This is a genomic window from Streptomyces sp. NPDC089799, from assembly GCF_040684755.1.
Taxonomy (GTDB): Bacteria; Actinomycetota; Actinomycetes; order Streptomycetales; family Streptomycetaceae; genus Streptomyces.
In genome coordinates this window covers 1-24,886 of sequence record NZ_JBFBGR010000031.1, presented here as the reverse complement: position 1 = coordinate 24,886, position 24,886 = coordinate 1, and the positions used below count along the sequence as shown (strand labels likewise).

General features: G+C 74.5%; 22 protein-coding genes. 11 read left to right on the top strand and 11 right to left on the bottom strand.

Annotated features, from left to right (window positions below; all coding sequences use genetic code 11):
* The first annotated feature begins 47 nt into the window (after positions 1-47).
* A complete protein-coding gene (locus AB0O36_RS28145; protein WP_365115045.1) occupies positions 48-1,625 on the top strand; it encodes an IucA/IucC family protein in 1,578 nt (525 codons plus the stop codon).
* On the opposite strand, the gene AB0O36_RS28140 is transcribed toward AB0O36_RS28145, so the two are convergent.
* On the bottom strand, positions 1,580-2,368 hold the full coding sequence (locus tag AB0O36_RS28140) for a metallophosphoesterase (RefSeq protein ID WP_365115044.1): 789 nt from the start codon (positions 2,366-2,368) through the stop codon (positions 1,580-1,582). The two genes, AB0O36_RS28145 and AB0O36_RS28140, sit on opposite strands and share 46 nt — an antisense overlap.
* 463 nt (positions 2,369-2,831) lie before the next feature.
* Between AB0O36_RS28140 and AB0O36_RS28135 the strand changes: the two genes are divergently transcribed.
* Positions 2,832-5,996, top strand: coding sequence for an alpha-N-acetylglucosaminidase (locus tag AB0O36_RS28135; protein WP_365115042.1), 3,165 nt, complete (start codon positions 2,832-2,834; stop codon positions 5,994-5,996).
* A gap of 27 nt (positions 5,997-6,023) precedes the next feature.
* Here AB0O36_RS28135 and AB0O36_RS28130 read toward each other — a convergent pair whose 3' ends face one another.
* A complete protein-coding gene (locus AB0O36_RS28130; RefSeq protein WP_365115040.1) occupies positions 6,024-6,374 on the bottom strand; it encodes a hypothetical protein in 351 nt (116 codons plus the stop codon).
* Positions 6,375-6,569: 195 nt separating this feature from the next.
* The gene (locus tag AB0O36_RS28125) at positions 6,570-7,001 is read right to left on the bottom strand and encodes a MarR family transcriptional regulator (RefSeq protein WP_365115128.1); all 432 of its coding nucleotides are present in this window, start codon (positions 6,999-7,001) and stop codon (positions 6,570-6,572) included.
* Positions 7,002-7,206: 205 nt separating this feature from the next.
* On the opposite strand from AB0O36_RS28125, the gene AB0O36_RS28120 reads away from it, so the two are divergent.
* The 3 genes from AB0O36_RS28120 (at position 7,207) to AB0O36_RS28110 (ending at position 10,363) form a co-directional block, all read left to right on the top strand.
* The gene (locus AB0O36_RS28120; RefSeq protein WP_365115039.1) at positions 7,207-7,998 is read left to right on the top strand and encodes a class III extradiol ring-cleavage dioxygenase; all 792 of its coding nucleotides are present in this window, start codon (positions 7,207-7,209) and stop codon (positions 7,996-7,998) included.
* Between the two features lie 62 nt (positions 7,999-8,060).
* Positions 8,061-8,591 carry a DoxX family protein gene (locus AB0O36_RS28115; RefSeq protein WP_365115037.1) on the top strand — a complete coding sequence of 177 codons (531 nt, stop codon included), beginning with the start codon at positions 8,061-8,063 and terminating at the stop codon, positions 8,589-8,591.
* A gap of 116 nt (positions 8,592-8,707) precedes the next feature.
* Positions 8,708-10,363: a GMC oxidoreductase gene (locus AB0O36_RS28110; protein ID WP_365115035.1), complete on the top strand. Its 1,656-nt coding sequence runs from the start codon at positions 8,708-8,710 to the stop codon at positions 10,361-10,363.
* Positions 10,364-10,437: 74 nt separating this feature from the next.
* Here AB0O36_RS28110 and AB0O36_RS28105 read toward each other — a convergent pair whose 3' ends face one another.
* From AB0O36_RS28105 to AB0O36_RS28095, 3 genes are all read right to left on the bottom strand, one after another.
* Positions 10,438-10,917, bottom strand: coding sequence for a carboxymuconolactone decarboxylase family protein (locus tag AB0O36_RS28105; RefSeq protein ID WP_365115126.1), 480 nt, complete (start codon positions 10,915-10,917; stop codon positions 10,438-10,440).
* Between the two features lie 5 nt (positions 10,918-10,922).
* Positions 10,923-11,999, bottom strand: coding sequence for a dihydrodipicolinate reductase (locus AB0O36_RS28100; protein ID WP_365115033.1), 1,077 nt, complete (start codon positions 11,997-11,999; stop codon positions 10,923-10,925).
* Positions 12,000-12,106: 107 nt separating this feature from the next.
* Complete coding sequence (locus AB0O36_RS28095; protein ID WP_365115031.1) at positions 12,107-14,206, bottom strand: prolyl oligopeptidase family serine peptidase; 2,100 nt, start codon at positions 14,204-14,206, stop codon at positions 12,107-12,109.
* Between the two features lie 163 nt (positions 14,207-14,369).
* On the opposite strand from AB0O36_RS28095, the gene AB0O36_RS28090 reads away from it, so the two are divergent.
* A complete protein-coding gene (locus tag AB0O36_RS28090; RefSeq protein WP_365115029.1) occupies positions 14,370-14,606 on the top strand; it encodes a DUF6213 family protein in 237 nt (78 codons plus the stop codon).
* Positions 14,607-14,613: 7 nt separating this feature from the next.
* Here AB0O36_RS28090 and AB0O36_RS28085 read toward each other — a convergent pair whose 3' ends face one another.
* Entirely contained in the window at positions 14,614-16,014 is a 1,401-nt protein-coding gene (locus AB0O36_RS28085; protein ID WP_365115027.1) for an NADP-dependent succinic semialdehyde dehydrogenase, read from the bottom strand.
* Positions 16,015-16,594: 580 nt separating this feature from the next.
* Here AB0O36_RS28085 and AB0O36_RS28080 point away from each other — a divergent pair.
* On the top strand, positions 16,595-18,346 hold the full coding sequence (locus AB0O36_RS28080; RefSeq protein WP_365115026.1) for an Ig-like domain-containing protein: 1,752 nt from the start codon (positions 16,595-16,597) through the stop codon (positions 18,344-18,346).
* Positions 18,347-18,556: 210 nt separating this feature from the next.
* Positions 18,557-19,264 carry an HAD family acid phosphatase gene (locus AB0O36_RS28075; RefSeq protein ID WP_365115024.1) on the top strand — a complete coding sequence of 236 codons (708 nt, stop codon included), beginning with the start codon at positions 18,557-18,559 and terminating at the stop codon, positions 19,262-19,264.
* Between the two features lie 88 nt (positions 19,265-19,352).
* Here AB0O36_RS28075 and AB0O36_RS28070 read toward each other — a convergent pair whose 3' ends face one another.
* A complete protein-coding gene (locus AB0O36_RS28070) occupies positions 19,353-19,652 on the bottom strand; it encodes a cupin (protein ID WP_365115125.1) in 300 nt (99 codons plus the stop codon).
* Positions 19,653-19,901: 249 nt separating this feature from the next.
* Here AB0O36_RS28070 and AB0O36_RS28065 point away from each other — a divergent pair, with 249 nt between their 5' ends.
* Positions 19,902-20,531: an alpha-ketoglutarate-dependent dioxygenase AlkB gene (locus AB0O36_RS28065; protein ID WP_365115022.1), complete on the top strand. Its 630-nt coding sequence runs from the start codon at positions 19,902-19,904 to the stop codon at positions 20,529-20,531.
* A 258-nt stretch (positions 20,532-20,789) separates the two neighbouring features.
* Complete coding sequence (locus AB0O36_RS28060) at positions 20,790-21,977, top strand: hypothetical protein (protein ID WP_365115020.1); 1,188 nt, start codon at positions 20,790-20,792, stop codon at positions 21,975-21,977.
* A gap of 42 nt (positions 21,978-22,019) precedes the next feature.
* Here the strand turns inward: AB0O36_RS28060 and AB0O36_RS28055 are convergent, their stop codons facing one another.
* Together AB0O36_RS28055 and AB0O36_RS28050 are read right to left on the bottom strand one after the other, a co-directional pair.
* Positions 22,020-22,298 carry a hypothetical protein gene (locus tag AB0O36_RS28055; RefSeq protein WP_365115019.1) on the bottom strand — a complete coding sequence of 93 codons (279 nt, stop codon included), beginning with the start codon at positions 22,296-22,298 and terminating at the stop codon, positions 22,020-22,022.
* Positions 22,299-22,352: 54 nt separating this feature from the next.
* Positions 22,353-23,510: a serine hydrolase domain-containing protein gene (locus AB0O36_RS28050; protein WP_365115017.1), complete on the bottom strand. Its 1,158-nt coding sequence runs from the start codon at positions 23,508-23,510 to the stop codon at positions 22,353-22,355.
* Positions 23,511-23,689: 179 nt separating this feature from the next.
* On the opposite strand from AB0O36_RS28050, the gene AB0O36_RS28045 reads away from it, so the two are divergent.
* Complete coding sequence (locus AB0O36_RS28045; protein ID WP_365115123.1) at positions 23,690-24,592, top strand: aminoglycoside phosphotransferase family protein; 903 nt, start codon at positions 23,690-23,692, stop codon at positions 24,590-24,592.
* Here AB0O36_RS28045 and AB0O36_RS28040 read toward each other — a convergent pair.
* Positions 24,589-24,886, bottom strand: a 298-nt coding sequence (locus AB0O36_RS28040; protein ID WP_365115016.1) for a hypothetical protein, incomplete at its 5' end; no start/stop codon positions are given. The two genes, AB0O36_RS28045 and AB0O36_RS28040, sit on opposite strands and share 4 nt — an antisense overlap.

Sequence of the window (24,886 nt, the reverse complement as noted above, 5' to 3'; positions counted from 1 at the left end):
GTACCCGCTTCCGCTTCGATGGTTCCCACCACGGATACTAGGAATCCGTGAAGCACATCTCTGACGCCGCCGATGCGTACGCCTCCGCACCGCTCCTGAACTGTCTGCTCCAGGAGGTGGCCGACCATGTCGGCGGCGGCGCGTACCGGCTGCGCGCCACCGGCCGGCTCCTGCGCACCTCCGGCGGCCGCCGTCCGGTCCGGCCCGAACTGCGGACCGCGGCCGGCTGGCAGCCGCTCGGCCACGCCGAACTGGTCAAGATCACCTCCGAGGAGCTGTACCACCTCACCGGCGTGCCGGGCGGCGAGCTCCCGGTGGAGATGGCCGACAGCCGCCACGCGGTGGCCGCGCTGCTCGCCGCCCGCGCCGGGGCCGCCGCACCCGGGGACCCCTACCTGCGGTCGGAGCAGGCACTCGTGATGGGACACCCCTGCCATCCGGCGCCCAAGACCCGCGGCGGCGGCCCGGCCGCGCGCTGGCTGCCCTACGCGCCGGAGGCGCACGCGAGCTTCCCGCTGGAGTTCCTCGCCGTGCGCGAGGACCAGGCGGCGGAGGAGGGCGGCCGGCCGGCCGCCGACGCGGTCGACGGCCTCGCCGCCCTGCTGAACGGACCCGAGGCGCCGCGCGGATACCGGCTGCTGCCCGCGCACCCCTGGCAGCTCGCCCTGGTCTCCGGGACCCCGGCGGTCCGGGAGGCCCTCGCCGACGGCCGGCTGATCCGCCTCGGCCCCACCGTGGAGCACGTCCACCCCACCGCCTCGGTGCGGACCGTGCACGTGCCGGGCCGGGCCGGAACCCCCGACCTCTTCGTCAAGTTCAGCCTGGACGTGCGGATCACCAACGACGTGCGCCGGCTGTGGCGGCACGACCTGCTGGCCCTGCGCGAGACGGACGCGGCCGTCACCGCGGCCTTCGCCGCGCGCAGGACGCCGGCCGGGCAGGACGGCGCGCGGTCCACCGGCCGGCACGACGCGGCGGCCTGGCTGAGCGACCGCGGCTACCGCACCGCCGCGTTCGCCTTCGAGGAACTGGCCGTCCTGGTCCGCGACGGCCTGCGGCAGCACCTGCTGCCCGGGACCACCCCGCTGCTGGCCGCCTCGCTCGCCGAGGGCTTCTCGGGCGGCCCGCTCGACACCCTGCCCGACCCGGTCGCCTGGTGGGTGGCCTACCTGCGCCGGGTCCTGCCGCCGGTGCTCGACGTGTACGCCCGGGACGGAGTGGTGATCGAAGCCCACCTGCAGAACACCCTGATCGCGCTCGACCCGGCCGGCATCCCCGCGCAGGCCCTGTTCCGGGATGCCGAGGGCGTCAAGCGGCTTCCCGCCGTGACCCGCGAGGCGGGCTGGCAACGGCTGGTCTACTGCCTCTTCGTCAACCACCTCACGGAGATCGCGGCCGCGCTCGCCGCCCGGCACCCGCGCGCCGCCGGTTCCCTCTGGCCCGCCGTACGCCGCGAACTCCTGCGGTACCGGGCCGCGAACCCGCTGCCCGAGATCGACGCCCTGCTGACCGCGCCCGCCCTGCCGGGCAAGACCAACCTGCTGCTCCGCTGGACGGGCGCGGACGGCGCCGACGCCCGCTACCTGCCGCTGCCCAACCCGCTGCTCGCGTCGACGATGCGGTAGTGCGTGGTCAGCCGCCCGCCACCGTCCACCACGTGGAAGGCGACGGCGGGCGGCAGGTCCAGGTGCACGTGCGGCGAGGGCCCGGTCGGCTGCTCCCAGGGCAGCCGCAGTGCGGACACCACACCGGGCGCCACCAGCAGCGGGCGCCCCGCGAAGACGGTGGCCGTCGCGGTGTGGGTGTGACCGCACAGGAACCCCGCGAGGTCCGGGTACCGCCGGGCGAGGGCGGCGAGGCGCTCCTCCCCGAACTGGCGCCACTGGTCCACGTACGGGGTGTGCAGCTCCACCGGAGGGTGGTGGAAGCCGACGAGCACGGGGGTCCCGGCCGGGGTCCCGGCCAGCACCTCCTCCAGCCAGGCCAGGGTGCCGTCCGACAGGAAGCCCTCGTCCTCGCCCGGCACCGAGGAGTCGCACAGGGCGATGGTGCAACCGGCGGTGCGGAGCACCTGGTTGACGGGTTCCACGGAACCGGGCAGGCCGAGCAGACCCGTCCGGAAGGCCGTACGGTCGTCGTGGTTGCCGGGGCAGACCAGCACCGGGTGCCGGGAGCCGAGGAGGAGTTCCCGGGCCGAGGCGTACTCGTCGGGCCGGCCGTGGTCGGCGATGTCCCCGGTCACCAGCACGGCGTCGAGATCGACGGGCAGGCCTTCCAGGTAGTCCATCACCGCCCGGGTGCGGGCGGCGCTGCGGCCGCCGTCCGCGGTGTCGAGGTGGATGTCGCTGAGGTGGGCGATGAGGGCCACGGAGCCGAAGTCCTTCCGGTGGAGGGTCTGTTGCGGGTCGCGTGCCGGTGTACGGGTGCATGGTGCACCGGTGCGCGCACGTGTGCGAACGTACGCCGCCACCGGCCCGGCCGTAAGATCCACTTGCGCGTCGGAAGACCGGTCCGGTGCCGTGCGCTCGGCTCCACTGCGGTCGGATCCGGTCCGGTGCAGTCCGGTGCGGTGCTGTCCCGCCCCGTCCGGTGAGGCCGCACTCCGGACCCGACCTGCACCTCGATCCCGCTGCCCCGGGCGGACGCCGCCCCGCCCTCGCATCCGCGCTCCGCGCTGCCGCGCGGACCGGATGGCCGGCCTCGGCACCCCGCTGCCCGTGTCCCGGCCGTATCGCCCCTGATATCCCGATCCGTGCCGATAACCTGCGCTCCGCAGGAGCCCGTTGCCCCCCGGCGTCCCGGACGCCGCCCGAGCACCACGGAGAACACCGATGGACGTGCTGTCGAGGCGTGCCCTGCTCGGCGCGGCCGGGGTGGCGGGCCTGTCCGCGGGCCTGCCCGGACTCGCAGCCCCTGCGGCCGCCCTCCCCGGCCCGGCACCGGAACCCGCCCCGTCCCCGGAGCCCGGCGCGCCCCGCCCGGCCGCCGGGACCGCGGCAGCGACCGCCGCCGCGCACGGGGCGCTCCACCGCCTGCTGCCGCACCACGCCACCCAGTTCGTCCTCCGGCTCGACCCCGCCGGGCCGGGCGGCCGCGACCGGTTCGAGGTCACCGGCACCACCGGCCGGATCGAGATCACCGGCACCGCCCCGGCCGCCCTCCTGACCGGGCTCCACTGGTACCTCAAGTACGTCTGCCGGGCGCAGCTCTCCCCGTCCGGCGGACCGCCCGACCTGCCCGCCGTACTGCCCGCTCCGGACGAGCCGCTGGAGCGGTCGGCCACCGTCCCGAACCGCTTCGCCCTCAACGACACCCACGACGGGTACACCGGCCCCTATGCCGACTGGGCGCATTGGGAGCGGCTGATCGACGACCTGGCCCTGCACGGTTTCAACCAGGTCCTGGTCACCGTCGGCCAGGAGGCCGTCTACCGCCGCCTCCTGCTGGACTGCGGCTACACCGACGCCGAGGCCCGCGCCTGGCTGCCCGCCCCCTCCCACCAGCCCTGGTGGCTGCTGCAGAACCTCAGCGGCTACGGCGGCCCGCTGTCGGCCGCGCTCATCGCCCGCCGGGCCGAACTCGGCCGCAGGATCACCGACCGGCTCCGCTCGTACGGCATGCGGCCGGTGCTGCCGGGCTGGTTCGGCACCGTCCCCGACGGGTTCACCGACCGCCACCCCACCGCCCGGGTGGTCCCGCAGGGCACGTGGTGCGGGCTGCGCCGCCCCGACTGGCTCGACCCCCGCACCCCGCCGTTCGCCGAGGCGGCCGCCTCCTTCTACCGGCACCAGCGGGAACTCCTCGGCGACGCCGACCACTTCAAGATGGACCTGCTGCACGAGGGCGGCACCCCCGGAGACGTCCCGGTCGCCGACGCCGCCCGCGCCGTGGAGCGCGCCCTGCACACCGCCCACCCGGGCGCCACCTGGGTGCTGCTCGGCTGGCAGCACAACCCGCTGCCCGCCCTCCTCGACGCCGTGGACAGGAGCCGCCTGCTGATCGTGGACGGACTGTCGGACGTCGACGCCGTCACCGACCGGGACCGGGACTGGGGCGGCACCCCGTACGCCTTCGGCACGATCCCCAACTTCGGCGGCCGTACCACCCTCGGCGCCAACACCGACCGCTGGACGGGCAGGTTCCCCGCCTGGCGCGACAAGCCGGGCAGCGCCTGCACCGGTACCGCCTGGATGCCCGAGGCCACCGGCCGCGACGCCGCCGCCTTCGAGCTGTTCGGTGAACTCGCCTGGCGGGAGGAGCCCGTCGACCGGGCCGCCTGGTTCGCCGGGTACGCCGACTTCCGCTACGGCGCCCCGGACCCGGCCGCCCGTACCGCCCTCGCCGCGCTCGCGGCCACCGCCTACCGGCTGACCAGCCGTGACGGACGCCCCCACGACTCCCTCTTCACCCGCCGCCCGAGGCTGTACTCCTCCTCCGCCACCGCCTTCGACCCGGCCGGCTCCGACCGGGCCTTCGCCGCCCTGCTCGCCGTGGCACCCGCCCTGCGGGACTCCGACGCCTACCGGCGCGACCTGACCGACCTGGCCCGCCAGGCCCTGGCCAACCGCTCCCGCACCCTCCACCAGGTGCTGCGCACCGCCTGGCTGAGCCGGGACGCCGAGGCGTTCCGCCCGGTGGCCGCGCTCTGGCTCAAGCTGATGCGGCTGGCCGACACCACGGCCGGCTGCCACCGCGACTTCCTGCTCGGCCCCTGGCTGGAGGCCGCCAAACGGTTCGCCACCGGCCCCGCGGAGGCCGCCGCCCTCGAACGCACCGCCCGCGCGCTGATCACCACCTGGGCCGACCGGCCGGCCGCGACCACCCTCAACAACTACGCGGGCCGCGACTGGCACGGCCTGATCGCGGACCTGCACCTGCCACAGTGGGAGGAGTACCTGCGGGAGCACACCGCGGCCCTGGAGCAGGACCGGGACCCGGCCGCCTTCGACTTCTACCCGCGGGAGGAGGAGTGGACCGCCGAACGCGGCCGCCGCCACCCGGTCCGCCCCACCGGCGACGCGTACCGCACCGCCCGCACCGTGTACGACACCCTCGCCGACGCCCCCTACCAGGGCTTCACCACCCTCACCCTGGAACCGCGCACCCTCCCGCCGGGCGGCACCGCCACCCTCACCGCCGCCTTCCGCAACCACAACGGGCTGCGTGCCACCGGCCCGGTCGGCCTCGTCCTGGAGGGGCCCGAAGGCATCGCCGAGGCCACCCCGCTCACCCTCCCGCCGGCCGGGCCCGTCGCCCCGGGCGGCACCGTGCGCGCCTCCTGGCGGATCAGTGCGCCGCTCGGACCGGCCGCCGAACCCCTGCAACCGCTCCCGTACGCCCTCCGGGTGACGGCCCGCTACGGGCCGGAGGACCGCTCCCCGGTCACCGTCACCCAGCGCGGCAGTCTGCTGCTGGCCGCCCCGCTCGACCCCGGCTGGCGGACCCGTACGAGCAACGCGGCGGTGTTCGGACAGACCGGCCGGCGCTTCGCGATCAGCGGCGCCGGCGAGGACCTGTGGCGGAACCTGGAGCAGTTCGGCACCGCCTACCGGCCGGCCGCCCTCACCCCGGGGACCACCGTCCGGCTGCGCGTGGACGCCCAGGACGCGACCGGCGGCTGGGCCCGCGCGGGCATCGTCGTACGCAACCGGCTGGACCGGCCGGGCTCCGCCGGGTTCCTCAACCTGGCCACCACCCCGTCACAGGGCATCGTGCTCTCCTGGGACAGCACGGGCGACGGCACCCTGGACGCGCTGCGCCGGATCTCCGGCCTCGCGGCCCCCGCGCTGCTGCGGCTGACCCGGCATTCCGGGACCGGGTTCACCGCCGAGTGCTCGGCCGACGGGGGAGGCACCTGGCGGACCGTGGCCACGGTGAGCGTCCCGGGCGCGGCGGCGGCCCAGGACGCGGGGCTGTTCATGACCGCGGCCAACGCCGGCACCGGGGCCCGCGGCACCGCCCGGTTCAGCGACTGGGCCCTGGGGCCGGTGGGCTGAGCCGCCGGTCGTGGGGGCACCGGCGGCTCAGCTGCCGACCACGCTGAAACTGCGCCAGGGCAGGCTGTCGGGCGCCGTGACGTTGGACAGCGAGGTCGCGACGTAGATCCCGGGCGCCTTCTCGCCCTTCTGGCACTCCGGGGTCCGGTACAGGACGATGTCGACGAGCGTGTTGTTCTCGACGTGGGCGGCGCCGTGCGGCAGGGCGATCCGGTGGCAGCCCTGGACCGGGGTGTTCGAGTAGGTGAGCTCGAGCGGTGAGTCGTGGGCGCGGAAGGTCAGGGTGCCCGTGGTGGTCTTGCCGGCCGAGCAGGCGGTGGCGGTGAGCAGCAGCAGTGCCGCTCCGGTGATGACCCCGAAACGCCGGAGGTGGGACATGGCTCGGTCCTCGTCTGTGCGGTGGTGCCGTTGACCGCAGCCTGACGCGGCGCGCGCGGCCCGGCATCCGCTGCGCGGCCGGGCGGATGACGACCGGGCGGATGACGTGACGGCGGGCCGATGACGACCGGGCAGATGCCCCGGGGCCGACCCGGGCGACGGGCCGGGGAGCGGCGCCCCGCCCGTGCCGGCCGGTCAGGCGCCGGACTCCCGCAGCCGGCGGGTCACCTCGCCCAGGCCGTCGGCCACCGCCGTGAGCTGTTCCGGGGTGAGCACGTCGATCAGCAGCTCCCGGACCGTCTCCACGTGCCCGGGCGCCGCTTCGGCCAGCCGCTGCCGCCCGGCCCCGGTGAGCACGGCGAAGACCCCGCGCACGTCGCTGGGGCAGCTCCGGCGGCGCACCAGGCCGGCCTTCTCCAGCTGGGTGACCTGGTACGTCAGCCCGCTCTTGGTGTTGATCAGGGCGTCCGCGAGCTCGGTCATCCGCAGCTCGCCCTCCGGCGCCGCCGACAGCCGCACCAGGATCTCGTACTGCGCGTGGGAGAGCCCCGCGTCGGTCCTCAGCTGCTGGTCCAGGCGCCGTCCCAGCAGCGCGGAGGCGGCCAGGAACGCCTTCCAGGCCCGCATCTCGTGGTCGCCGAGCCATCTGGGCTCCGCGTCGGCGAGCCGGTCGCCCGGCTCCGTGCCCTTGCCCATGTCCGTGCCCGTCTCCGTGCCCGTCTCCGTGTCCGTCATGGATCCAGGGTAAGGGAAGTTGTTCAAATTCGAACTCGGAGCTACGGTGGGTGTAGTCGTTTGAATTTGAACAACACCGGAACGAGGGAGCGCCGTCATGACCACACCCGGGTCCGGCCGCATGCCGGCCCTGTATCTCAGCCACGGCGCGCCCCCGCTCGCCGACGATCCGGTCTGGCCCGGCCAGCTGGCCGTCTGGTCGGCCGGGCTGCCCCGGCCCCGCGCCGTGCTCATGGTCTCCGCCCACTGGGAGGAGGCCCCGCTGGCCCTGGGTGCCACCGAGCGCGTCCCGCTCGTCCACGACTTCTGGGGCTTCCCGGAGCACTACTACCGGGTCCGGTACGACGCCCCCGGCGCCCCCGGGCTCGCCGAGGACGTCCGCAAACTGCTGCGCGCCCCCGGCACCCCCGTACAGGACATCCCGGACCGCGGTCTCGACCACGGTGCGTACGTCCCGCTCGTGGAGATGTTCCCCGGGGCCGACATCCCGGTCCTGCAGATCTCCATGCCCACCCTGGACCCGCGCCGGCTGATGGACATCGGCCGCAGGCTCGCCCCGCTGCGCGACGCGGGCGTCCTGATCGTCGGCAGCGGCTTCTTCACCCACAATCTCGCGGCCCTGCGCCACCGGGGCCCCGGCGTGCCCGGCTGGTCCGCCGAGTTCGACGACTGGGGCCGCGAGGCGCTGGCGGCCGGGGACGTGGACGCCCTGCTCGACTTCGAGCACGCCTCCCCGTCCGGCCGACTCGCACATCCGCGTACCGAGCATTTCGCCCCGCTTTTCGTCACGCTGGGCGCGGCGGACGCCGCCGGCGACCTCGGCGTCCGGCGCACCCCGGTGGACGGCTTCTGGATGGGCCTGGCCAAACGCTCACTCCAGTTCGGCTGACCACCGCCCCCTCGTGTCGGCCCGCCGGCACTTCCCCCTCCCCTCCCACCAGAAAGATCGCGATGATCACCAGTGACCTCGCCCGTGTGCCCCGTACCGTGACCGACAGCACCCCGTACGACGTGGGCCTGCTGCTCATCCGCCTCGCGGTGGGGCTGATCATGTTCGTCCACGGGGTGCAGAAGCTGTTCGGATGGTTCGACGGCGGCGGCATCGAGGGCACCGGCGGGTTCTTCACCAAGGCCGGCTATCCGGCGGGCGAGTCCATGGCGCTGATCGCGGGCCTGACCGAGACCCTGGGCGGCCTGGGGCTGATCGTCGGGCTGCTCACCCCGCTGGCCGCCGCCGGGATCTTCGGCGTGATGATCAACGCCATGGACGTCAAGTGGACCGGCTCCGTCTTCGGCGAGCAGGGCATCGAGTTCGAGTCCCTGCTGGCCGTCTCGGCGGCCGCCGTGGCCATCGCCGGCCCCGGCCGGTTCGCGGCGGACCGCTACGTCCCGGTGCTGCGGGACCACCGCATGGTCTACGGGATCGGGGCCCTGGCGCTCGCGACCGTCCTCGCCGTCGCGGTCGTGCTCGTCCGCAACTGACCGTCCGCCCGCGAAGGGCGATGGTACAGACAAAAGTTACCAACTGGTATCTATCGACTTACCTCACGGGCGGCAGTAGAACTCGTTCCTCTTCCGCCAAGAGTGAGGAAGCCCACATGGGCAACAAAACCCCCTGCAACAAGGGATCCGGCGAGATGTCCCGCCGTGGATTTCTTGCTGGAACGAGTTCTCTTGTCGGAGCCGTGGCCCTCGCCGGCCACGGCTCCGCCGCGTATGCCCGCACGGCGGCCGTCCCCACCGTCGTCCAGGGCCTCGACAACGGAGCCCGCCTCCCCGTGCTGATCGTCGGCACCGGTTACGGCGGCTCCGTCGCCGCGCTCCGGCTCGCCCGGGCCGGCGTCGACGTCCACATGGCCGAGATGGGCATGGCCTGGGACACCCCCGGCCCGGACGGCAAGATCTTCGCCAACACCACCAAGCCCGACCACCGCTCCTTCTGGCTCCGCACCCGGACCAAGCAGCCGCTGAGCAACTTCCTCGGGTTCCCGCTCGACAAGGACGTACCGCGCTACACCGGGATCCTGGACGCCGAGGAGTTCGCCGGCATCACCGTGTACCAGGGCCGCGGCGTCGGGGGCGGCTCCCTGGTGAACGGCGGCATGGCCGTCACCCCCCGCCGGGAACGCTTCGGCTCCGTGCTGCCCACCGTCGACCCCGCCGAGATGTACGACGTCTACTACCCGCGGGCCAACGCCGGGCTGGGCGTCACCCAGGTCGATCCCGCCTGGTGGGAGTCCGCCGCCTGCTACCAGTACGCCCGGGTGGGCCGCAAGCACGCCCAGCGGTCCGGCTTCCCCTTCGTGTTCGTCCCCAACGTCTACGACTGGGACTACATGAAGCAGGAGGCCGCCGGCACCGTGCCCAAGTCGGCCCTGGACGGCGAGGTCATCTACGGCAACAACGCCGGCAAGAAGCACATGCAGAAGACCTATCTGGCCCAGGCGAAGGCCACCGGCCGGGTCGCGATCTCGCCCCTGCACCGGGTCACCTCGGTCACCCCGGCCGCGTCCGGCGGCGGCTACACGGTCGTCCTCGAACAGCTCGACACGACCGGGACGGTCACCGCCACCAAGACGGTCACCGCCGACCGCGTCTTCTTCGCGGCCGGCAGCGTCGGCACGAGCAAGCTGCTGGTCCGGCTCAAGGCCACCGGAGCCCTCCCGGACCTCAGCGACGAGGTCGGCAGGGGATGGGGCGACAACGGCAACGTGATGTGCGGCCGGGCCAACCACATGTGGGACGCCACCGGCAAGCTCCAGTCCGCCATGCCCACCGCCGGCATCGACAACTGGGACGCGGGCGGCGCCTTCGCCGAGGTCGCCCCGCTGCCCACCGGCATCGAGACCTACGCCTCCTTCTACCTCTCCATCACCAAGAACCCGCACCGCGCCGAGTTCACCTGGAACGCGGCCACCGGCACCGTCGACCTCAGCTGGCAGCGGGCCTGGAAGCAGGACTCCATTGCCATGGCCAAGACGATCTTCGACAAGATCAACGCGAAGGAGGGGACGATCTACCGCACCGACCTCTTCGGCACCAACAAGATCTGGGGCGACCACCTGACCTACCACCCGCTCGGCGGTGCGGTCCTGGACCGGGCCACCGACAACCACGGCCGCCTGCACGGCTACTCCGGCCTGTACGTCATCGACGGCGCGCTGATCCCGGGCAACGCCACGGTCAACCCGTTCGTCACCATCACCGCACTCGCCGAACGCAACATCGAGCACATCATCGCCACCGACCTGTGACGCGCCGCACCGTGACCGCGTGAGCAGGTGGAGAGGGGGCCGGCCGGTCGCACCGGCCGGCCCCCTCGCGCACGTCACCCCGAAGGCAGTACGCACACGCTGTCGAGGCCCAGCACGTGGTTGAGCCGGCCGAAGGCCAGCCACGAGCCGAGGCTCATGCTCAGCTCCACGATCTCCGCCTGGCCGTACGCCGCCGTCATCCGCGCCCAGAACTCCTCGTCCAGACCGTGGGGGTCCAGCGCGTACCGCTCCGCGTACTCCGCGGCCAGCCGGGTGCGTTCGTCGAACCGGTCGGTGGTGCGCCACTGCTCCACCGCCCCGGCGAACTCCTCCTCGACCTTCTCGCCGTCCTTCTCGGTGCGCCAGTCCTGGCAGAGCGTGCATCCGTTGATCTGCGCGATCCGCAGCCGCGCCGCCTCGAACTCGCGCAGCCCCAGGGTGGTGTGGGCGTACACCGAGAGCGAGAAGTTCGACGCGGCCGCCCCGATCTCCGGGACCATGTCGCCCCACACGTACTCGATCGGATGCTTCCCCTCGGGAATGTCGATCCGCAACACCGTCATCCGCTCCTTCCGAGCTTCCCCACTGCGGGCCGCAACGGCACGTCCAGCGCGTCGTACAGCCCCGGCTCCGCCTCCACCAGCCAGTCGATGGCTCCCACCAGCCGCCCCACCGCCGTGGCGTTGCCGCCCGCCGACCGGTTCTCGCCCTCGTCGGTGGCCTCCACCGTGACCTCGATCCGGGGCCGGCCCTCGATGACCACCCGGTGCGCCCCGGCCCCGTCCGGCGGCACCGGCCAGTCCGGCGCGCACGACGGGTGGATCCGCGTCACGTGCTCGATGACGATCCGCGGCTCGCCGCCGACGATCCCCTGCACCTCGAAGCGCACCGCGCCCTGGGTGCCCGCGGAGAAGTCGCCCATGGTGCGGGTGGTCACCGTCGACTCCAGCGCCCGCCGCTCCAGGGTCTCGCGGATCCCGTCCAGTTCGACGCCCAGCGCCCGCGCCATCAGCCGGATCTGCCCGCCCCACACCATGGTCGGCACCGACTCGACGAGCATCGGCGGGACGTAGTCCATGGGCTGCCCCATCCCGACCAGGTAGCGGACCGAGTCCTCCTGCTCGTAGGTGGAGTAGTCGAAGATCTCCTGGCAGCGGATCCCGTCCACCACGCTGCCCAGCCCGCTGACCAGGAGCGGCAGTACGTCGTTCCCCCAGCCCGGATCCACCCCCGAGACGAACAGCGAACCCCCGCCCTCCGCCACCGCGGCCAGCACCGGATCCCGGAACTCCGGCGGGGCGTTGCGCTGGTCGTACAGCGGGTACAGCGCGGGCGTCACCACCACCGCCCCGGCGCGCACCGCCCGGGCGATGTCGGCCAGCGCCTCGTCCGGCCGCATGTCCCCGGACCCCGCGTACACCAGGGCCCGCGGCCCGGCCGCCAGCACCGCGGCGACGTCGTCGGTCGCCGCCACCCCCAGCTCCCGGTCCAGCCCCGCCAGCGCTCCCGCGTCACGGCCGACCTTGGCGGGATTGGAGACCAGGACGGCGGAGAGCTCCAGCCCCGGATGGGCCGCGACGGCGCGGACGGCCGCCCGTCCGACATTGCCGGTACCCCAGACAACCGTGGAAATCATGCGGCGGAGAGTAGCGCGCGGCCCCCGCGGTTCCCAGACCCGTACACCACGTTTCTGACGCTACATCAGATGAGGTCCGGCCGGGCGGGCGCCGGCCGCCGGCCGCCTCACCCCTTGCCCGGCGGCGGGCCGAGGTGGCGCCACAGGAAGGTGTGGGTGAGCGCCTCGTTGAACGCGGCCTGCGCGTGGTCGCTCGCCGTCGCATGGCCGCCGCCGGTGTGCTCGTGGAAGTACACCGGCTGCCCGAGCTCCCGCAGCCGCGCCGCCATCTTCCGGGCGTGCCCCGGGTGCACCCGGTCGTCCCGGGTGGAGGTGAGCAGCAGCAGCGGGGGATACGGGCGGCCCGCCCCCGCCTGGTGGTACGGGGACAGGGCGGCCAGGTGCGGCAGGTCGGCGGGGTCGTCGGGATCGCCGTACTCGGCCGTCCAGGAGGCCCCGGCCAGCAGGGTGTGGAAGCGCAGCAGGTCCAGTACGGGCACGGCCGCCACGGCCGCGCCGAACAGCTCCGGGTGGCGGACCAGCATCGCGCCGACGAGCAGGCCGCCGTTGCTGCCGCCCTCGATGCCGAGCAGGCCGGGCGTGGTGAGCCCGCGCGCCACCAGGTCACGGGCGACCGCCGCGAAGTCCTGGAAGGAACGCACCCGGCCGGCGCCGCGCGCGGCCCGGTGCCAGGCCGGGCCGTACTCGCCGCCGCCCCGGATGTTGGCCACCACGTGGGTGCCGCCCCGGGCGAGCCAGGCCCGGCCGGTGACGGGCTGGTAGGACGGGGTCAGGGAGTACTCGAAGCCGCCGTAGCCGTAGAGCAGGGCGGGGCCGGGGCCGTCCCGGTGCTCCGGGCCGACCACGGAGTAGGGGACCCGGGTGCCGTCCTCGGACTCCGCGAAGTACTGGCGCACCGACAGCCCTGCGGGGTCGAAGTGGGAGGGGGCCCGCTTGACCACCCGGTGCGCCGGGGGCGGGCCGGCGGTGCGGGTGACCCCGGCGGTGCCGGAGTCCGGGGCGGCGCCGGGGTCCGCGGCGGTGCCGAGCTCGCCCGCGTACAGGGTGGCCGGCTGCAGCGGGCCGGTCACGTCCAGGAAGTACGCGTCGTCCGCGTACGGGTCCGTGCCGGTGACGGTGGCGGTGGACAGCGGCGGGACCCCCTCCAGCGGGCGCCGGGCCCAGCCGTCCGGGCCGGGGGTGAGCACCTCCAGCCGGGTGGAGACGTCGGCCAGGGTCTCCAGCACCAGGTGGCTCCGGGTGGTGCCGTACCCGGTCAGGAAGGTGCGCTCGTCCGGGGCGAACAGCACCGTGGCGTCCCGGCCGCCGGCGAGGTACGCGTCCAGGCCGAAGGCGAGCAGGGTGCCGGCCGGGTGCCCCAGCCAGAGCTCCCTGGGGGTCACCAGCAGCCACTGCCGGTGGACGTGCTTGTCGGCATGGGCGGGGACGTCCAGCGCGACGGGCGCGCCGTCCCCGTCCAGCAGGTACAGCTCGCTGTTCCAGAAATCGACGTGGCGGATCACGAAGTCCCGCTCGAACCCGGGCGTCGGGTCGCGCCAGCCGGCGGCCGACACGTCCCGCTCCGCGGCCTCGTACACGGTCACCGCCTCGTGCAGCGGGGTCCCGCGGCGCCAGCGGCGCACCGTGCGCGGATAGCCGGAGGCGGTGAGGCTGCCCTCGCCGAAGTCGGTGCCCACGAACACGGTGTCCGCGTCGATCCACCCGATCGTCGTGCGGGCCTCGGGCACCCGGAAGCCGTCCGCGACGAAACACCGGCCGGACAGGTCGAACTCCCGGACCGTGACCGCGTCCCCGCCGCCCCGGGACAGCCTCACCAGTGCCCGCCCGTACCCGGGGAACAGTACGTCCGCCCCGGCCCACACCCAGTCCTCGCCCTCCTCGGCGGCCAGGGCGTCGAGGTCGAGCAGCACCTCCCAGCCGGGATCCTCCGCGTCGTACCGGGCGAGGGGGGTACGGCGCCACACGCCCCGCACCCGGTCGCGGTCCTGCCAGAACGAGTACGCGTACGGGCCCCGCCGGCGCAGGTAAGGGATGCGGCCCGGGTCGTCCAGGACCTCGCGCACCTCGGCGGTCAGCCGGGCGAACGCCGGCCCGGCGGGCCCGGAGGTGAACGCGGCCGAGGTCTCGGCATTGCGTTCCCGGACCCAGGCGAGCGCGGCCTCGCCGGTCACGTCTTCCAGCCACAGGTAGGGATCGGTATCGGTCACCCCCCGATTGTGCCGCGCCGCCGCGCCGGTGCCGAGCCGCTGACCGGTACCGACCCCGGCCGTGTGCCCGGGCGCCCGGGGTTAGCGCCCGACCGTCCGGGTACCCGCGCAGTAGCGCGGCACGCGTACGAGAGTGTCCGCAGGCCACGGAGGCGGTTCGCCGATGAGTACCTCCCTGTCAGCCATGTCCGCCGCCGACGGCAGGCTCCTGATCCCGGCGGAGGAGGTCACCGGACTGCTCCGGCGGCTCGGCACGGCGTGGATCCGGTCCGCGGAGGAGACCGGGGGAGACCTGGAGCCCGAGACCGTGCTCGCACTGGCCGGCGCGCTGTACCAGGTCGCCGACCAGATCGACTCGGAGTGCATCGCCTGGCTGCCGGTCCGGCCCGACGGGGAGTGACCGGTCTTCAGGACCCGTCCGCCGCCTGCCACACCGTGGTGATGTTGCAGAACTCGCGGATGCCGTGTCCGGACAGCTCCCGCCCGTACCCGGAACGCTTGACCCCGCCGAACGGCAGCGCCGGGTGCGAGGCCGTCATCCCGTTCACGAAGATCCCGCCCGCCTGCAGGTCCCGGACGAACCGCGCGACGTCCTCCTCGCGCCGCGTCCACACGTTCGAACTCAGCCCGAACGGCGTGTGGTTGGCCCGCTCCACCGCCTCGTCCAGACTGGCCGCCCGGTACAGGGTCGCCACCGGCCCGAAGGTCTCCTCCTGGTCCACGCGCATCACCGGGGTGATGTCGGCCAGCACCGTGGGCTCGTAGAACCACCCGTGCTGCCGTTCCGCCGGCCGCCGGCCCCCGCACAGCACGGTGGCGCCGTGCTCCACCGCGTCGTCGACCAGCTCCTCCAGGTCCGCACGGCCCTGTTCGCTGGCCAGCGGCCCGACGTCGGTGGACTCCTCCATGGGATCGCCCACGGTGAGCGCCGCCATCCCGGCCGTGAACCGCTCGGCGAACTCGTCGTACACGTCCTCGTGCACGATGAACCGCTTGGCGGCGATGCAGGACTGGCCGTTGTTCTGCACCCGGGCCGTGACCGCGGTCCGGGCCGCGGCCGCCACGTCCGCCGAGGGCATCACGACGTAGGGATCACTGCCGCCGAGCTCCAGCACCGTCTTCTTGACCTCGTCGCCGGCCACCGAGGCCACCGCCCGTCCGGCCGGCTCGCTGCCGGTGAGGGTCGCGGCGGCCACCCGGGGGTCGCGGAGCACCGCCTCGACCGCACCCGACCCGATCAGCAGGGTCTGGAAGCAGCCGCGCGGGAAGCCGGCCCGGTGGAACAGCTCGCCCAGGTACAGGGCGGTCTGCGGGACGTTGGAGGCGTGCTTGAGCAGGCCCACGTTCCCGGCCATCAGTGCGGGCGCGGCGAACCGTACGACCTGCCAGAGCGGGAAGTTCCACGGCATGACGGCGAGCACCGCCCCGAGCGGCCGGTAGTGGGCGCGGACCGCCGAGGCGCCCGAGTCGCGCACGTCGGCCTCGGCGGGCAGCTCGTCCCGCAGCAGCTCCTCGGCGTGGGCGGCGTACCAGCGCATCGCCTTGACGCACTTGGCCGCCTCGGCGCGGGAGGCCCCGATCGGCTTGCCCATCTCCAGGGTCATCGTCCGGGCGACGTCCTCGGCGTCCTCTTCCAGCAGCGAGGCGGCGCGCCGGAGCAGCTCGGCACGCTCCGCGAAGGAGGTCGTCCGGTAGGCGGTGAAGGCGGTCGCGGCGTCACCGAGGCAGCGCTCGACCACTTCCGGGGCGAAGGGTTCGAAGGTGCGCACGGTCTGGCCGGTCGCTGGGTTCACGGTGGCGATGGGCATGGTCGTCCTCCTCCGGGCGGGCCCCTCCCGACCCTGCCCCGGGGGCCACCGGCGCGCAACGCGGACGCGGCGTACGGACGGGCAGCACGCCGGAACCGGACGGGCAGCACACCGGAACCGGACCGGCAGCACACCGGAACCGGACCGGCAGCACACCGGAACCGGACCGGTCAGCACACCGGAACCGGACCGGTAGTGCACCGGAATCGGAGCGGCACCGGGCCGGATCAGGGCAGGCGCCGGACCGGCCGGCGAGCGACCCGCCGGTAACCTTGCATGTGCGAGTTAATGGGCTGCTTCAGGCCATGGATGCGGCTGGAATCCCCTGCTACAGTCCGCAGGTGCCATCCGAGTGCAGGGTGGCGTGGCGACCGCTCCACCTCTCCGGTCCGCCGCGCTCCCGGCGACCCCATCCCCGTTCGCCCCCTCGTTCCCCGCGCCGAACACCGGCGCCGCACCCGCACCGACTCCGGCACCGGCCCCCCGCCTCCCGCGCCGGACCAGACCGAGCCGCCCACCGGCGCCCGGTGCTGTGCCCGGACGGAGGCCCAGGGCCCCGTTCGAAAGGCAACCCCCGCTCGTGAAGAAGAAGTTCAGGCCGCTGCTGCCGGCCGCCGCGGCCGTGCTCCTGGCCGCCGCGCTGACGCCCGCGACCGCCGCCGCCGAAGGGGCGGACCAGTCGGCCCCGGCGGAGCCGGCGAGCCCGGCCGCCTCCCCCTGCGGTGCGCGCGGCGTCCTCGCCGCGGCCACCGGCGCCGCACCCACCTGCAGCTACGACGCCGTCGGCACCGACGTGTTCACCGTCCCGGACGGCGTCACCGCCGTCACCGTCGCCCTCTACGGGGCCGAGGGTGGCAGCGCGGCCGGATTCGTCGCCCCCAACCCGCCGAACGAGGGGGCCCCGGGCGGCCTCGGCGGCGAGACCCGTGGCACCCTCGCCGTCACCCCCGGCCAGACCCTCCAGCTGACCGTCGGCGCCGCGGGCATACCCGGCTCCTCCCGGAAGGGCGAGTACGCCCGCCCGGGCGGCTACGGACACGGCTCGGGCGGTGGTGGTGCGCACGGCGGCGGCGGCTCCGGCGGCGGCGCCACCGACCTCCGCACCGGCGCCTTCGGCCCCTACGACCGGGTGATGGTCGCGGGAGCCGGCGGGGGAGCGGGCAACGGCGGTCCGCTGCTGCACGGCGGAGACGGCGGCGGCCCGGAGGGCGAGCCCGGCGGCCAGGGCGGCGGTCCCGAGGGCTCCGGCCTCGCGGGCGGCGGCGGCACCCAGGCCACGGCCGGCGCCGGCGGCCCCCGCAACTCCAACCTCGGCGCCCCCGGGGCCCCCGGCGGCGACATCGACAACTGGTACGGCACCGTCAACCCCGGCAGCGGGGGCTCGGGCGGCAACGGCGCCCGCGGCGGCAACGGCGGCGGCGGGGGTGGCGGCGGCTGGCAGGGCGGCGGCGGCGGTTCCGGCGGCGGCAACCCGGACAACCTGTACGCGGCCGGCGGTGGCGGCGGCAGCGGCCACACGGCCGACTCCGTCCGTGACGCCTCCCTGCGGGCGGGCGTGCAGCACGGCGGCGGCAAGGCCCTGATCAGCTTCCGCTACGGCAGCACGGTGCGGCTCGCCGCGGACGAGGGCACCCCGCTCTTCGGCCGCCCCGTCACCCTGACCGCCGACGTCGAAGCGGCGAACCCGGCCGCGGGCACCCCGTCCGGCACGGTGGAGTTCCGCGACGGCGAGGCCGTGCTCGGCACCGCGACGCTGGAGAACGGCCGGGCCCGGCTGCGTACCGGCACGCTCCGGCCCGGCACCCACTCGTTCACCGCCCGGTTCGCCGGCGCCGATGGCCTGGAGCCCGCCGTCACCGCCGCTCCCACCGACGTCACCGTCGGCTTCAGCGGCCCGTGCCTGACCGGCTCCCACCGCGGTGCGCTGACCGTCGGCGCCGGAGAGGCGCTGTGCATCGGTGCCGGCGCCACCCAGACCGGCCCGGTCCGGGTCCAGGCGGGCGGAGCCCTGGCCGTCACCGGTGCCGCGATCGCGGGCCCCTTCTCGGCCGAGGGCGCCCTCGCCCTGACGGTCTGCGGGACCTCGGTCAGCGGCCCGCTGTCCATCGGCGGTACGACCGGCCGGGTGCTCGCCGGGACCGGAGCCGACGGTGCCGAGGCCTGCGCGGCGAACACCGTCGTCGGCGCGGTGACCGTGGAGCGGAACACCGGCGGTGTGGAGCTGTCCGGGGCCAGGGTGACCGGCCCGCTGCGCTGCACCGGCAACGACCCGGCCCCGCGGCTGGACGGCGTCACGGCCACCGGTCCGCGCACCGGGCAGTGCGAGGACTGATCCGAGGGCTGACCCGAGGAGACTGACCCCCGGGGCCGAAATGCCCCTCCCGCGCCGGGCGTTCGCCCGGCGCGGGCCCTTCGGGGCTTTTGGATCATGGGTTCACCGGGCGGCAACGAAGAGTTTCCTACCGACCGGTAGACACGTGGCTGGATCATGCTCAACCCTGGACGTGTCCATGCCATCCGCATGCTGATCGAGGAGCCCCCCATGCGCCACCCCGGCATTCGCACGCCCCGTGCCTCCCGTACGTCCCTCCCGTCGCGCGCCGCCGCCGGCGCGGCCGCCGTGACGGCCGCGGCCGCCGTCCTCGCCCTGGTCCCGGCGGGCGCGGCCCAGGCGGCCCCCGCCCCGCAGCGGGCCGAGGCGGCCGCGACGGCCACGGCCTGGGCCCCGGGCGGCAACGCCGCCCTCCTCGGCATCGACTACGGCACCTGGCAGCGCGACGTGGCGACGGTGATCGACGGGGCCCGCCCCTACGTCGAGCAGCGCCTGGCCGCCGCTCCGGCCGGCGAGAAGCCCGCGATCGTCCTGGACATCGACAACTCCTCGCTGGAGACGGATTTCCACTACTTCTGGACCTTCCCGACCCCGGCCATCGCCAAGGTCCGCGACCTGGTCCAGTACGCCCACGCCCACGGCGCCGCCATCTTCTTCGTGACCGCCCGCCCCGGCATCATCCAGTCGCTCACCCAGTACAACCTCAAGGCGGTCGGCTATCCGGTCACCGGTCTCTACGTCCGGGACCTGCCCGACCTGTTCGACGAGGTGAGCGCGTACAAGACGGCCAAGCGCGCCGAGATCGAGGCCCGCGGCTACAAGATCATCGCCAATATCGGCAACAAGCAGAGCGACCTCGTCGGGGGCCACGCCGAGCGCACCTTCAAGCTCCCGGACTACGACGGCAAGCTCTCGTAGCGGCGCCGCGGCCGGGGCGAACGGCCGCGTCGGCCGTCCCGGGTCGGGGGTGCCGCTGCCGACCGCCGCCCCGGACCGCCTTTCCGCGTCAGGGATTGACGGCCGTGAGCAGCAGGGCCGTGTCCGTCACGCCGACCACCGAGTGCCGCCCGTCCGGCAGCAGCAGCAGGGCGCCCGCCGACAGCTCGACCACCGCGTCCTCGGTGGTCACCTGTGCGGTGCCCCGCAGCACCTGCAGCGATGCCGCCGGCGGGCCGTTGTGCTCCCCCAGCCGGGTGCCGGCGGTCAGTGCGATGACCGCCTGCCGCAGCGGGGCGTCGCGCAGCACCAGCAGGGCGCTGCGGCCGTGCTCGTCGGCCCGGGCCGATGCGAGGTGCTCCTCGGCCAGCCGGTCGAGGTCGACCTTCCGCTCGGTGAGCGGCGTCCGGGCGGCGGTCTCGGCCGGCGTTCCGACGGGCGGGCGCCGGTGGTCGGACCGGCCGTCCGCGGGCGCGCTCACGGCGCCGCCCTGGGGGAAGTCGTTCATGACGCGCGGGTGCCCGTGGTGGCGGGCTCCAAACCTGCCGGAGCCCCGGAGCGTCCACCACCGCCGCCCGAAATTCGTGCACGTGTTCGGATTGGGGAGTAGCGTGGACGCATGCACGCGCCACTCCAGGGATCGCTCTTCGACCAGACCGACGACGTCCGGCTCGCCCCGCTGCACGGGCTGCGCCGCGAGGAACTCGGCGGCGGAGCCTGGGTGGACCTCCTGCCGGGCTGGCTCACCGGCTCCGACGCTCTGTTCGAGGAACTCGCCGCCGGCGTCCCCTGGCGCGCGGAGCGCCGCCGGATGTACGAGCAGGACGTCGACGTACCCCGGCTGCTCGCCTTCTACGGGGACGGGGACCCGCTGCCGCACCCGGTCCTGACGGAGGCCCGCGAGGCTCTGTCCCGGCACTACGCCGCCGAACTGGGGGAGCCCTTCACCACCGCGGGGCTGTGCTTCTACCGCGACGGCCGGGACAGCGTGGCCTGGCACGGCGACCGCACCGGACGCTCGTCCCACGAGGACACCATGGTGGCCATCCTGTCCGTGGGCGACCCGCGCGAACTGGCCCTGCGCCCGCGCGGTGGCGGCCAGGCCGCCCTGCGGCTGCCGCTCGGCCACGGAGACCTCGCCGTGATGGGCGGCTCCTGCCAGCGCACCTGGGAACACGCCGTCCTCAAGTCCGCCCGGGCCGTCGGCCCCCGCATCAGCATCCAGTTCCGCCCCCACGGCGTCCGCTGACGGGCGGGGTGCCCGGGCTCGGTGGCGATCATCCGCGGCAAGCATGATCGTCAACCATTGACTACCGGCTTCCCGCGTGAGCACCATTCAGGCGTGTGCGGCGCTGTCATGCCGAAAACCTGGCACATGCCCAGGGATTCCCGGCATGTGCCTGCACCCACGGGGTGCCCGTCCGGCGCCGCGAACCGGATCGATGAGGAGCAGCAGATGCGACGACAGTCCAGGCGCGCCCGGAGCGCCCCATGGGGCCTCCCTGCGATGCGCCGTTTACGGAACGCCTTCGCGGCCGGTGCCCTCGCCACGGCACTGCTCGCCGTCATGGCGCCGGCGGCATCCGCCGACACGATGGATTCGCGGGTCGGTGTCGCGACCCCCATGTATCCCGCCGTGAGGGACATGAAGAGCACCATCGCGGGCATCTACTCGCTCACGCCGTTCACGGCGAAGACCACACCGCAGATCGACGGGTACTGGAACAAGCCGGCGATCGACATGACGACGATGCGGGGGGTCGCGCCGGGGAACCTGGTCCAGCAGTTGAAGAGCTACGGCCCCTTCACCACGTGCAATCCCCGTACGTCGAACAACTGCGTAAACGGGCCCTTGCACATCGACGCGCTCGTGGGGGCCGACGAAGCCGCCGTGGACGCGGTCATCCCGACCGTGGACGCCGGGACGTGCACGGCGAGCGAGACCGTCGAGTGCAACGGCACCGGCTGGAGCAAGTCGTGGCTGGGAACCGGGCAGCTGGCGATCTACAGCTGCAGCGGCAGCTGGGCGGGCGCGGCCAAGGGTGCCGACCCGTCCAACAGCGCCACTCCGAGGCTCGCGTTCGGCTCGGACGCCAGTGGCAGCGGCAACGGCAGGCCGCAGTCACCCCGGTGTGACGCGCCGCCGGTCTCCGGCGGGGCGCCCACGTCGATCCCGGGCGTGGTGAGCTGGCTGGCGGCGAGCGGGAACCGGATCGCGGTCGCCGACCCGGCCTCCGACGGGTTCGGTGAGGCGTCCAAGCAGGCGCTGATCCACAACGGGTTCTCGTGGATCGACAGCGGGGCGGGTCAGAACGTGTTCCGCGGGAGGGCGTGCGACAGCGCGGGCACGGCGTGCAAGGTGCGCCTGGAATCGGGGAGCACCCAGGTGCGTGGCGCGGTGACGGCCAATGCGGGCGGAAACACCCAGCTGGGTCTCATCGCGAACTCCACCCTCATGAACGTGAACTGGACGTCGAGTTCGCTCAACGGCACCACGAGCCATGACCCCAACACGTGGACGGTGGTCGATTGGAGCGATTACGGCAGCGGCGACATCGCCCTCGCCCGGTTCGGCGTGGCCCTGAACGCCGACAGCATGTTCGAGGCGGGGTACTCCTGGGGCTCCCTGTTCGTGAACGAGTGGTGGTACTACAACGACATCCAGACGACCCTCGCCGCTTACGGCTACGTCTAAAGGGTGCTGCAGAAGGCCCGGTCCAGGACGTTCTGCCGGTCCCTAGTCCGGGGGCTCCTGGGCCGGGGCGTTGCCCGGTCCGGCCGGCTGCCCGTGCGCCCCGCCGGCGTGCTCGCTCCCGCCGCCCGCCCGGTCCGCCGCCTCGTCCGTGCGGTCCGGCGCGGCGGCTTCCTCCACGTCGGCCTCCTCCGCGTCGTCCGGGCCCGTCGCCGGCAGGTCGGGCGTCTGCGCGTCCGGATCCTCCGGCACGGGCGGCGGGTTCTCGAACTGCGCCTCGCTCGCCATCATGCGGCTCCTCTCTTCCTTCTTCTCCGCGGTCATCTCTTCTCTCGTCCCTCCCGTCCGTCGTCCCGCGTCTGCCCCTCCACGGGCCGCTCAACGCACCCGAGGCACCAGCGGCCGGACCTCCGCGGCCAGCAATCGGGCCGTGGTGTCCGCCGAGCCCCCGACCAGCCGGGTCCGGGTCAGTGCGAAGGACAGTCCACGGCTCCGGTCGGCGAAGGCGATGCTGCCGCCGCTGCCCTGGTGCCCGAAGCAGGCCGGGTCGCCGCCCATCGCGGGGAGCCCCAGGAACCAGCCGAGCCCCTTGGCGTACCGGCCGAGCAGTATCCGGTCCTCGCCCTCGACCGCCACGGCCGCCGCCCGCTCCACCCGCTCGGCGGGAAGCAGGCGCACGCCGTCCACCTCGCCGAGCAGGGCCGCGTACAGCCGGGCGGCCGCCCGGGCCGTCGTCGTACCGCACGCGGGCAGGTCGGCGCGCAGGTAGTCCGGGCGGTTCGCGAGCTCGGCGGTGGTCCACAGCCCGGGGTTCGGCACCACGTACCGGCGGAACGGCGCCGACTCCGGCAGGTGCGCCAGCCGGGCCGCCCAGTTGCCCTCCTCCAGCGGTACGGCGCGCCCCACCGCCCCTTCCGGCAGGCCGAAGAACATCTCGTCGGCCACCCCGAGCGGCCCGGACACGTACTCCCGCAGGGCCGCGCCCGGAGTCAGGCCGGTGATCCGGCGCACGGTCTCGCCGAGGATCCAGCCGAACGTCCAGCCGTGGTAGCCGCTCGCCGTGCCCGGTTCCCACAGCGGTTCCAGGTCCGCGACCACCCCGCACATGGTGTCCCAGTCGCACAGTTCGGCCGGGGTCAGCCGTGCGGGCAGCTGGGGCGTGCCCAGGGTGTGCGTCAGCGCGTGCCACACGGTGGCCCGTTCCTTGCCGCGCGCCCCGAACTCCGGCCAGTACCGGGCGATCGGGGCGTCGTACTCGATCAGCCCGCGCTCGGCCAGCACATGGACCAGCGTCGTGGTGAACCCCTTCCCGGTCGAGAAGCTGTGGACCAGGGAGTCCGGCGCGAGGGGGCGCGGCGGGACCCCGTCCACCCGGCCGCCGGTGCCCGCGTGCACGGCCGCGGCCTGCTCGCCGTCCACGTACACGGCCACCTGGAGGCCGGTCTCCTCACCCGACTCCACGAGCCGCCGGACGGTCTCCCCGACCCGTTCCCGGATCCGCTCGTCCCACCGATGACCCGTCAGCTCGTGTGTCATGTCCATATTTTGACATTTGGTCACCCCGGAGCGGGTGACCGCCCGCCGCCCGGTCGCCCGTGCCGGAAATCCGCTGGCCCGCCGCAACCGCGGCGGCATAGGGTCCCGCAGGACCGCACCCCGCGACACACGGGAAGACCGGGAGGATCGTGACCACCGCCCAGCCGAACAAGACCCCGATGCACGCCGACGAGGTCCACATCGATGCGGCCCTGGTCCGCGGACTCGTCGCCGAGCAGTTCCCGCAGTGGGCACACCTGCCCGTGACCGAGGTCCCCTCCGCCGGCACCGACAACGCCATGTACCGGCTGGGCGGGGAACTGGCCGTACGCCTTCCGCGCATCCCCGATGCCGTCGGGCAGGTCGACAAGGAGCACCGGCTGCTGCCCCGGCTGGCCGGCCGGCTGCCGCTGTCCGTGCCGGTCCCCGTGGAGCGGGGCGTCCCGGGGGAGGGCTACGGCTTCCCGTGGTCGGTCTACCGCTGGCTGGAGGGCGAGAACCTCTTCGACGCGCCGGCCGGCGACCCGTACGGGACCGCGGCCGCGCTCGGCGGCTTCGTCGCGGCGCTCCGGGAGGTCGACGCCACCGGCGTGCCCCGGTCCTTCCGCGGCGGTCCGCTCGCGGGCCGGGACCGGGGGGTCCGGGAGGCCATCGCGGACCTGGGGGCCGACGGCACCGTGGACGGCGCAGCCGCGACCGCCCTGTGGGAGGAGACCCTGGCCCTGCCCCAGTGGGAGGGCGACCCGGTCTGGGTGCACGCCGACCTCCTGCCGGGCAACCTGCTCGCGGTCGACGGCCGGCTCGGCGCCGTCATCGACTTCGGCGGGGCCGGCTCCGGTGACCCCGCCTGCGACCTGATGCCGGCCTGGACCCTGTTCTCCGCCGGACCCCGGCAGGCGTTCCGGGAGGCCGCAGGCGCGGACGCGGCGACCTGGCTGCGGGGCCGGGGCTGGGCGCTGTGCTTCGGCCTGACGGCCGTCCACTACTACCGGGGCGGCAGGAACCCGGTGCTCGCCGAGGTCGCCCGGCGCACCCTGGCCGAGCTGTTCGCGGCACCGGGCCCGGCCCGACCCCGGCCCTAGTCCGCGCGGGCCCCGTCGCGAGCCGCTCGGACCAGCGTGGCCAGCACCTCGACGGCGCTGCCGTCGTGGTCGCTGCCCGCGGTGCCGGGGCCGGCGGCCTGCACGTTGGCCGACCGGTCGATCTCGACCACCGAATCCGCGTGCGAGTTGTCGATCACGGTGATCAGGCTGCCCGCCGCGGCCGCGGCGGCCGCCCGGGGGGGTGCGGCCCCCCCGGCGTGCACGGCGGCGAGGACCCCCGGGGCCGCCCCCGCCCCCCGCACACGCGCCCCCGCGGCCGCCCAGTTCGGGAGT